The organism is Clostridium sp. SHJSY1 (genome assembly GCF_031626875.1).
Lineage (GTDB): Bacteria > Bacillota > Clostridia > Clostridiales > Clostridiaceae > Clostridium.
In genome coordinates this window covers 1-9,937 of sequence record NZ_JANDMF010000085.1, presented here as the reverse complement: position 1 = coordinate 9,937, position 9,937 = coordinate 1, and the positions used below count along the sequence as shown (strand labels likewise).

The window sequence follows — 9,937 nt, the reverse complement described above, 5'->3', positions numbered from 1 at the left end:
CAGATTTGTAGAATCTGGGGTTTATTTTTTTCACAAAAATGAGCTGTGCACTAATTATTTAGTGCGACAGCCCCTTTCTTACTCACTACACATAATTCTTATCTTCTATAACTTTAAAATATACTCTTTACCCTCATATGAATTTTTCCCACCATTACATTCATACGGTATGTCCTTAATAAAGGTAAACATTAGCTTGTTCAATACATTACTCGAAGCAACATTTTCCTTTGCATGTCTACCCATTATTTCTTTTATTCCTAACTTCTCTTTAGCAAATTTTATAATTTCCTCCATAGCTTCAGTTGTATATCCAAATCCCCAAGCTTTTTTTCCTAAATTATATGCTATTTCAAATTTCTTATACTCTTCTTCAAAATAGATTATTCCAGTTCCAATTAATTCTTTGGTTTCCTTAGATATAATTGCCCATCTATACCAATCATCATCATCTATCTTTCCTAATTCTTCTCTAATCCAACTGATTGTTTTATTTATATCATTATGACTTGTCCAAAACATGTACTTTGCTACATCAGGATCACTTTCCCAACAATCAAATACTTCCTTAGCATCTTCTATACAGAAAGGTCTTAATATTAATCTATTTGTTTCTAACTTTGGTGTCTTCATACTCTACTGGTCTCCTTTTATTATGTTGCCTCTTAACTTTTTAAAACTAAAGTATTATTTAACATGAACCAATTTATTTTAATAAGTGGATTATCATAATAATTGCAGTACTACCATTTCCAATTAAATTAACAATAAAATGTGCCATCATAGGTACATACATATTTTTTGTTTTTATAAAAGAAATACTAAAAGGAATTCCCCAAATCATTACCATAAATATTCCATACAAACTAAGCGAATGTTCTACTGCAAATAAAAATAAGCTTATGATAGTAGATATATATAATGTTTTCTTATTTTTAAAGCTTATTATTGCCTTTCTATAGAACATTTCTTCTGCTAAAGGTGGAAATATTATAGTAGAAACTACAAATAAAAGAACACCACTCCAAGTGTTAACTCTTAAATTTATCATTCCTTCATTTAAATTATGGAAAAACATTTCAGGTAAATAACTTACTCCAAATGCTAAAATTAAAAATAGAATTGTTACAAATACAGGTATCCAAAACTTTTTTCCATTATTTATGTTGTATTTTAATTCTTTAAAACTAAATTCTCCATTTAATATAAAATAAATAATAATTCCTAAATAAAATAGAAAGTTTGTATATGGATAATGCTTCTCTGGTAAAACAAAACAAGATATAATAAACAACCATTCCCATAAAATTGGAATTATTAATTTTTTCATATACTCCTTCATTCTCTTCCCTCACTTACTATTATCATAAAATCATCTATATTAGAAATTTTCTCTAACAAACCTTCTTTTCAAATAATACTACCTTAACAGTACCATCTAAGTATTCCTTAACAATTCTATACCCTAATTTTTTATAGAAATAATGATTTCTCTCCTTATCTGCTGGAGTTTCTAAAGTCCAGATGGTTGCATTAGGAAATTTATCTTCAATAAACCTGATGGCATCTTGTCCTATTCCTTTGTTTTCATACTCTGGTATAACACAAAGACAACTTAAATAATAGGTACTATCATGATTATCTTTTACACTAATATTTCCTATTACTTCATTATTAGATATTATTTTAAAAACCCATCTATCTTTTGTATTTGAAATAATGTTAACCATACTTTCTTTTGTATTATTGTACCCAGGGCATCCTCCATACTTAACATAGTCTTTATAAAAACTCTTATTTCTGACTTTAATTATTTCTTCTGCATCCTCTATAACTGCCTTTTCAAATTTAATTTTCATAATTTAGTTTACCCCTCCATTTACAGCCCCTTGATTTTAACTCTAATTTATCTTCTTCTCAAAGCAAATAGCTTCTAAATTCCCAGCATACTTACCATAGTTTGATATTTGCTTATACCCTCTGCTTTTATAAAATGATACTGCCCCTTCATTTACCAAGCGTGTTTCAACCCAAAGTGTAGAGTATCCCATTTCTATAGCCTTTTTTTCTAAATGGAATAAAATCTCTGAACCAACTCTTCTGCCTTTTATTTTTGCAAACATCCTTTTAACTTCAGCAATATTTTCACTAATAGGACGTATCCCTCCACAACCTACTGCTTGCCCCTCTTCATCATAGGCAACTACAAATAGTGAACGTGGAATACACACATCATCTGAATTAAATGAATTCCTTCCACTATTACCTGTAATAGATTCTAGACTTTTAGATAATTCATCTATTAAAATAACTGCATCTGGATCACTTGGACTCTTTTTAATAATATTCAAAAACAACTCACCATCCATAAATATCAAATTTTACTCCTGATGTATTAAATCTTTTCAAGTATGTAATCTATATATCCTTGTTTAATCATATTACCTTCATACATTCTTTCTATTACTCTATTTTCTTTATATATAATCTTCATATCACTAAAAAAACTTTCAGCTTCATCAATACCAAAGTAAGAATGGATAACTTTCTCTCCTCTTTCCATTTGCAAAAATTCATTTTTACCTAATTCTTTTCCTGTCCCACAATCTGCATCCTCTAGAGAAAGAAAATTTAGACAACATAGTCCACCTAGTTTTAGTACTCTTTTTATTTCATTTATTGATTTTTGTATATCTTTTTTTCTCATATGAAATATAGAATTGTATGAATAGATGTAACTTAAAGATTGGTTTTCAAAAGATAGTTTTCTCATATCTCCCTTTGATATGTTAAGATTTACTCCTGCTTGATTTGAAAAACTTCTAGCCTTTTCTAATTGTGAATCACTAATTTCGATACCATATGTCTTATATCCTGCTTTCTCAAAAATATAAAGAGGTGGATTATCTCCTCCTGCTCCACAGTCAAGTACAGTTTTCTCAAAATTATACTCATTACAATAATTTAAAAACTTATATAATTGTGTTTGTTTAATTGAAAAATTCATATTGCACCCCCAAAATGCTCATATTATTACGTATATTTTACCATAAAATATATTTTATCACATTTCCTACTTGCAAAAATTATGTCTTTATAACAAAATGTTTATTCTATGTTGTATAATATAGATTGCCAAATATATATTTATAGAATCTTATATAGATTTACCTAAGAGATATTAAGGATGTGATTTTAAAAATGGATTCAAGAAAAAAAAATATAGTAATAGCATTAATGGTAGCCATGTTCTTAGGTGCAGTTGAAGGAACAGTTGTCACTACAGCTATTCCAACTATAGTTAAGGATTTACAAGGCTTTGAAATAATAAGCTCAGTCTTTTCAGTATATTTATTAACTTCTGCTATTTCTACTCCTGTATATGGAAAATTATCAGACTTATATGGAAGAAAAAATATACTTTCCATAGGAATAATAATATTTTTAGTTGGAAGCTTTTTATGTGGTTTATCTCAAAATATGTACATGCTAATTGTATCTCGTGCAATTCAAGGATTAGGTGCAGGAGCAATGTTCACTGTTACATATACAATCATTGGAGATGTATTTACTATGGAAGAAAGGCCAAAAGTTCAAGGAAGTATAAGTTCTGTGTGGGGAATAGCAAGTCTTATAGGCCCATTTGTAGGAGGAATCTTAATAGATAATCTTTCTTGGCATTGGATATTTTTCATAAACATTCCTTTTGGGATATTATCACTTGTACTACTTGAAAGAAATCTGCAAGAAAACTTTGAAAGAAAAAAACACACTATAGATTTTGCAGGGATTGCGACTTTATCTTTAGCAATGCTTGTATTCTTAAATATATTTTTATCATCTAAAAATGGTAATGTTAGCAGTATCTTTATTGTATTATCAAGTGCTATAACAATTATATTATTATTTGCATTCTACAAAATAGAAAGAAAAGCAAAAGAACCAATTGTTCCTTTTGATATATTTACAAAGACAAGTACAGTTGTAAACATAATAAGTTTCTTACTTTCAGGCATATTAATAGGTGCAGATGTTTATCTTACACTATATATTCAAAATGTATTAGGCTTTAGTGCAAAGGTGTCAGGATTAGCTCTTGCTCCAATGTCAATCTCTTGGCTTATAGCTTCAATTATTTTAGGGAAATGTATAATAAAGTATGGTGGAAAAACTATAACAATAATATCTAACATCTTTCTACTTATAAGTACAATATTTTTGCCTACTTTAGGAATAAATTCACCATTATTGATAGTATTAATCTATATCTTTATAATGGGTATTGGATTTGGTGGAGCTTTTACAACCTTAACTATAATAATTCAAGAATCAGTAGGTTATGATAAAAGAGGAGCTGCTACAGCTACTAATTCTCTTCTTAGAACACTCGGACAAACAATTGGTGTAAGTGTATTTGGTAGTATCTTTAATTTATATATAGTTAAATATTTTACTAACATTGGCATTACAGGAGTAGATCCAAGCAATCTTTATAGTTCCTCTACTGTAAATGCTGCTGTTACCAGTGAACAAATTAAGCTTTCTTTGAATAGTTCTCTTCATGTTCTATTCATAATACTTATGATTATATCTATACTCGCTTTAGTTTTATCATTAGTAATGCCCCAAGTTAAAGGAAAAGAAAAAACAAAATCTGTTTAACTATTTGGAGGTGATCATTTGAAGCAAAATGAATTGAAAGCAATATTATTTAATTCTACATCTATTGCAATGAAAAAAGAAGGAGAAAAAGCATTTAATAATGGCTTAGTTACTTATTTTAAAGGCAAAAAAATAGATAACATATATCATGTTTATGGAAGAGTTAAGAGTAATACTAAAGAATTTAATACTCACATAAAAATTAATCTTCAAAAGAAAAAACTAGAAGGTTTAGAATGTTCTTGTGCTGAATTTAAAAAATTTGTTTCAAGTGGGTACACCATAAAGTGTAGTCATATAACTGCTACATCTTATAAATTTCTTAGCCTTTTATCAAAGAATCAAAACAATACTACGGAAAAATCTATTAAAGAAGATAAAAAATTAGAAGTTAATGAAACTGCTAAACTTATTCGAAAAGCAGGAAAAGACTCATTATATTATGAAGTTCAGATAACTTCAAGAAATGAAAAACTAATACTTAAACCTAATGAACTAAGATCATTTTTAGAGAAAATAGAAATAAAAAAGATTAAATTTAAATTTGATTATATTGAATTTACTGTTCCAATTTTTCATAAAGACTTACCTTTAACCTTTAATATAAAGGATTTTAATGAAGAAATAATCTTAACAACTCAAAAGCAATTTCCTATTTCCTTGACCCCAAATAATGATGTCTATTACTTTAAAAATGAACTTTATCTTCCATCAAGTAATCAAATTAAAAATTATATAAATTTATATAAATCATTAAAAAATCATGGTGAAATTGTATATAAGAAAAATATTACTAACTACAATAAACTAATTTCTCTTCTAGGAAATATCTCAGAAAATGTTAATATTGCAGAGAGCTTAAAAAATTTTGCATATAGTTTATCAAAACCTGATTTTTTTATATTTAAAGAGAATGATACTATTTATTGTAATGTATTTCTAAATTATGGTGACAACGAAATCAACATATTAATGAAAGATAATAGTAAAAACACCTTTATAAGAGATTATAAAAAAGAAGAAAAGCTAATTATGGAAATTGAAAAAAATAGCTTTACAAAAATAAATAATAAATTTATATTCTCTGGTGAAGATGAAGACATTTTTAATATATTGAAGAAAAAAAGAAATAGTATTTATTCTTTAGGGAATATTATTTTAGGTCCTGGACTTAAGAATTTAAAGATATATAATTCAACTAGTATTAATACAGATTTATGTTATACAGATGGTTACTATGATTTTATTTATAGTATTGGAGAAATAGAAAATTCTGAATTAAATAGTGCTTTTAAAGCTTATAAAGCTAGAAATAAGTTCTATAAAACAAAAAACAATGATTTTTTAGACTTTGAGGATGATGGAATAAAAAAATTTTTCAACTTATTTGAAATATTAGATGTAGACAACGAAAAGATAAAAGTAGAAAAAAACAAAGCTTTATATCTATATGAAAATCTTAAAGATTTAGGATTCATTAAAAATTTAAAAGCATTAGAAGAAATAGAAGAAAAACTAACTAATTTAAACGCTAATAATATATCCATACCTAGTAACTTTAATGGAGCTCTTAGGGAATATCAAATTAAAGGATTTAAATGGCTTAAGACTTTTAGCGAACTAGGTTTTGGGGGAATTCTAGCGGATGAAATGGGACTTGGAAAGACAATTCAAACCATAGCTTTTCTATTATCAGAAAAAAATAAAAAGACCTTATTAGTTTGTCCAACATCTCTAATTTATAATTGGAAAGAAGAATTCAAAAAATTTTCTCCAGATTTAAAAATTTTATTATTTCATGGTTCCAAAAGAAATACTCCTCTAGAGCACATGAATGAATATGATGTAATAATAACCACCTATGGAACATTAAGAATGGATATAGATTTATATAAAAAAATTGCTTTTGATTATTGTATAATTGATGAAGGGCAAAATATAAAAAATCCTTTATCTAAAAACACAAAAGTTATAAAAGAAATTAAAGCTAAAATAAAATTTTCTTTAACAGGAACTCCTATTGAAAATAATTTAATAGAGCTTTGGTCTATATTTGACTTTGTAATGCCTGGATATTTGTACTCAAAAGAGAAATTCGAAAAAAAATTCATATCAACAACAGATAATTTGGAAAATCTTAAGAAACTAATAAATCCATTTATTTTAAGAAGAACTAAAAAAGATGTAATGACTGAACTTCCAGACAAGATAGAAAAGAAATTTTTAGTTGAAATGACAACTTCTCAAAAGTCTATATATAACACTTATATAAAAAGTGTTAAAGAATCTCTCAACCATAACATAGAAGGAAAATTTGAGATTTTCTCATATTTAACAAAATTGAGACAAATCTGCTTAGATCCTTCACTTATATTAGAAAATTATTCTGGAGGAAGTGGAAAACTTAAAATTGCCATGGAACTTATTAAAAATCATATTAATTCTCATGGTAAGGTTCTTTTATTTTCACAATTTACCTCTGTACTTAATAAAATTGGTGAAACCCTAAATAAAGAGAGCATTAATTTCTATCATCTAGAAGGAAAAACAAAACCTAAGGATAGGCTAAGCATGGTAAATGATTTTAACTCTAGTAATTCTACAAATGTATTTCTAATTTCATTAAAAGCTGGTGGTACTGGACTTAATTTAACTTCTGCTAATCTAGTTATTCATTTTGACCCATGGTGGAATCCAGCAGTTGAAGATCAAGCTACTGATAGAGCACATAGGATTGGTCAAAAAAATATAGTGAATGTAATTAAACTAGTAGCAAAGGGCACTATAGAAGAAAAAATTCTCCTTCTTCAAGAAGATAAAAAAGAACTCACTAATGATATTCTTACTGGTGAACTCCAAGATGGTAAATTACTTAACGGTCTTTCAAAAGAAGATTTATTACAATTATTTGATAGAAATTAAAATAGATAAAGGCTTCCCTAAAACCTGTAAGTCTTTATCCATATTCCTTTGAATATATTACTTAGGAACATGAAAAAAAATAACAAGTCTATTATTTTTGACTTGTTATTTTTTTGATTGTTCATTAATACTATTATGTAAAATTTCAAGCACTAAACGTAAATCTTTAACATCTATCTGACCAGGTGCTGATGGTTTTTTAGCTGCACCAAAAGTTAATGAAGAACCAAATATTTCTCCTGAAAGTCTGCTTATTACTCCATCCTCTGCCATAGACATAGTTACTATTGGTCCATTAGCATATTTTTCTACCATCTCATTAGTAGCTGAAAGTAACACTAATACATCAGCCTTATTTTTAGGCATCACTGCAATCTTGGGTAAATCTGCACCTAACTCTTGCATGCTTTTAAGCCTTGCTACAATCTCTTCTTGTGAAGGTGTTTTAAAGAAATCATGGTTTGACATTACAACTTTGACGCCTAAATTTTGTGCACACTTAACTATATCTTTAACAATTTCTTCTCCAGTAAAAAGTTCCACATCAATTAAATCTATTAGTTTAGTGGCTGCAATTTCTTTATTCAATTTTGTATAATATTCTATAGATACTTCCTTTTCTCCACCTTCTTTTAAACTACGAAATGTGAACAATATTGGTGTATTCCCAATAATATTTCGTAAATCTTTAAGAGTTTCTTTTACCAACTCTATATCTTCTACATTCTCATAGAAATCAACACGCCATTCTAAGATATCTAAATCAATATCATTAAGTTCAGAAATTTCTTCTATAAGCTCATCTCTAGTTTTACCTACTATAGGAACACAAATTTTAGGAATGCCTTCCCCAATATTAACATCTCTAACAGTTACTACTTTTTTCATTTTAATCGCCCCAGTTTCTAAATATATTTAACATTATTTATTAGAATAATTATAACTTATATTTATAATAGAATAAAGATGTTATCAATACTCTTAAAGCATTGATAACATCTTTAAAATATTTGTATTAATTATACTCTTTAACTTCTTCTTCACCATCTAACACCCTAATTACTCCCTGTGCTAAGGCAAGCATTTCATCCTCTCCTGGATAAACTACAACTGGTGCTATAAAAGATACCTTACCTTTTATTAAGTTTACTATTGGTTTTCCATATGCCATTCCACCAGTTAAAATTATAGCATCAACCTTACCATCAAGTACTACTGCAGCTGCACCTATATCTTTTGCTACTTGGTATCCCATTGCATCATGTATTAATTTTGCTTTTGGATGCCCTTCTATTGCAGCATCTTCAACAATTCTTGCATCATTTGTATCAAGATAAGCAACAAACCCACCTTTCCCTGTTATTTTCTTTAAAATCTCTTCTAAAGTATATTTTCCACTAAAACACATCCTTGCTAAATCACCTGATGGAACTCCTCCACTTCTTTCTGGCGAAAAAGCGCCTTCACCATCAAGGGCATTATTTACATCAACTATTTTCCCTTTTTTATGGGCACCTACAGAAACACCACCACCCATATGTGCAACAATTATATTAATATCCTCATAGTTCTTAGAATTTTCTTTTGCATACCTTTTAGCAACTGCTTTTTGATTTAAAGCATGAAATATACTCTTTCTAGAAATTTCAGGAATCCCAGATACTCTTGCAAGCTCCTCCATTTCATCTACAACTACTGGGTCCACTATATATGCAGATTTACCTATAGAAGTTGCAATCACATTTGCTATTATAGCTCCCAGATTTGATGCATGTTCTCCATTCACACATTCTTTTATATCCTTTAACATCTTATCATTAACTATATATGTTCCACTACTAATAGGTTTTAATAGTCCACCTCTACCAACTACTGCATCTAACTCTTTAATATCTATGCTATTGTCTTTTAAAATATTTAAAATAACTTCTGTCCTAAAGTTTTGTTGATCAGATATATGTTTAAACTTACCTATTTCTTCAGAAGAATGTCTTAAAGTTTCTTTAAATATTTCCTTTTCACCTTCAAATACGGATATTTTGGTTGAAGTAGAACCTGGATTTATTACTAATAATTTATGACTCACCTTTTTTCCTCCTTAAACTTAAAAAGATTGGATTTCATTTAATTATTATTTCCAAATTTCTCTACAATATTTCCAATATTATAAATAAAAAGACTGAATTTTTTCAATTATTCTTAAATTTCTTTATTCAAAATACAAAAATTAAGTTTAGATATTTACCATAAAAATTCTTGTTAATTATTGCAAAAAAAAAGACCAGCTAAGCAAAGTCAAGTGAAATATTAAAAAATATTTTTATTAAAATTTTGCATAGCAAACAGACCGTTT

The 9,937-nt window shown here is 27.6% G+C and carries 9 protein-coding genes; 2 read left to right on the top strand and 7 right to left on the bottom strand.

The window, feature by feature from the left end; translation table 11 throughout:
* Window positions 1-105: 105 nt before the first annotated feature.
* The 5 genes from NNC19_RS22770 to NNC19_RS22750 form a co-directional block, all read right to left on the bottom strand.
* Window positions 106-633: a GNAT family N-acetyltransferase gene (locus NNC19_RS22770; protein WP_310940994.1), complete on the bottom strand. Its 528-nt coding sequence runs from the start codon at window positions 631-633 to the stop codon at window positions 106-108.
* A gap of 73 nt (window positions 634-706) precedes the next feature.
* Entirely contained in the window at window positions 707-1,330 is a 624-nt protein-coding gene (locus NNC19_RS22765) for a type II CAAX endopeptidase family protein (RefSeq protein ID WP_310940993.1), read from the bottom strand.
* Between the two features lie 64 nt (window positions 1,331-1,394).
* Entirely contained in the window at window positions 1,395-1,859 is a 465-nt protein-coding gene (locus NNC19_RS22760; RefSeq protein WP_310940992.1) for a GNAT family N-acetyltransferase, read from the bottom strand.
* Window positions 1,860-1,901: 42 nt separating this feature from the next.
* Window positions 1,902-2,369, bottom strand: coding sequence for a GNAT family N-acetyltransferase (locus NNC19_RS22755; protein WP_310940995.1), 468 nt, complete (start codon window positions 2,367-2,369; stop codon window positions 1,902-1,904).
* Window positions 2,370-2,395: 26 nt separating this feature from the next.
* Complete coding sequence (locus NNC19_RS22750) at window positions 2,396-3,007, bottom strand: class I SAM-dependent methyltransferase (protein WP_310940991.1); 612 nt, start codon at window positions 3,005-3,007, stop codon at window positions 2,396-2,398.
* A 194-nt stretch (window positions 3,008-3,201) separates the two neighbouring features.
* Between NNC19_RS22750 and NNC19_RS22745 the strand changes: the two genes are divergently transcribed.
* Window positions 3,202-4,662, top strand: a complete 1,461-nt coding sequence (locus tag NNC19_RS22745) for an MDR family MFS transporter (RefSeq protein ID WP_310940990.1) — start codon at window positions 3,202-3,204, stop codon at window positions 4,660-4,662.
* A gap of 18 nt (window positions 4,663-4,680) precedes the next feature.
* A complete protein-coding gene (locus NNC19_RS22740; protein WP_310940989.1) occupies window positions 4,681-7,584 on the top strand; it encodes an SNF2-related protein in 2,904 nt (967 codons plus the stop codon).
* 105 nt (window positions 7,585-7,689) lie between these two features.
* Here NNC19_RS22740 and aroD read toward each other — a convergent pair whose 3' ends face one another.
* Window positions 7,690-8,472 carry a type I 3-dehydroquinate dehydratase gene (gene aroD / locus NNC19_RS22735; protein ID WP_310940988.1) on the bottom strand — a complete coding sequence of 261 codons (783 nt, stop codon included), beginning with the start codon at window positions 8,470-8,472 and terminating at the stop codon, window positions 7,690-7,692.
* 127 nt (window positions 8,473-8,599) lie between these two features.
* On the bottom strand, window positions 8,600-9,670 hold the full coding sequence (buk, locus tag NNC19_RS22730) for a butyrate kinase (RefSeq protein ID WP_310940987.1): 1,071 nt from the start codon (window positions 9,668-9,670) through the stop codon (window positions 8,600-8,602).
* Between the last annotated feature and the right edge of the window lie 267 nt (window positions 9,671-9,937).

Excerpts from the sequence above, each read along its gene's own strand:
- aroD (WP_310940988.1), bottom strand. The coding sequence starts at position 8,472 with ATGAAAAAAGTAGTAACTGTTAGAGATGTTAATATTGGGGAAGGCATT.
- NNC19_RS22760 (WP_310940992.1), bottom strand. The coding sequence starts at position 1,859 with ATGAAAATTAAATTTGAAAAGGCAGTTATAGAGGATGCAGAAGAAATA.
- NNC19_RS22770 (WP_310940994.1), bottom strand. The coding sequence starts at position 633 with ATGAAGACACCAAAGTTAGAAACAAATAGATTAATATTAAGACCTTTC.
- NNC19_RS22765 (WP_310940993.1), bottom strand. The coding sequence starts at position 1,330 with ATGAAAAAATTAATAATTCCAATTTTATGGGAATGGTTGTTTATTATA.
- NNC19_RS22750 (WP_310940991.1), bottom strand. The coding sequence starts at position 3,007 with ATGAATTTTTCAATTAAACAAACACAATTATATAAGTTTTTAAATTAT.
- NNC19_RS22755 (WP_310940995.1), bottom strand. The coding sequence starts at position 2,369 with ATGGATGGTGAGTTGTTTTTGAATATTATTAAAAAGAGTCCAAGTGAT.
- NNC19_RS22745 (WP_310940990.1), top strand. The coding sequence starts at position 3,202 with ATGGATTCAAGAAAAAAAAATATAGTAATAGCATTAATGGTAGCCATG.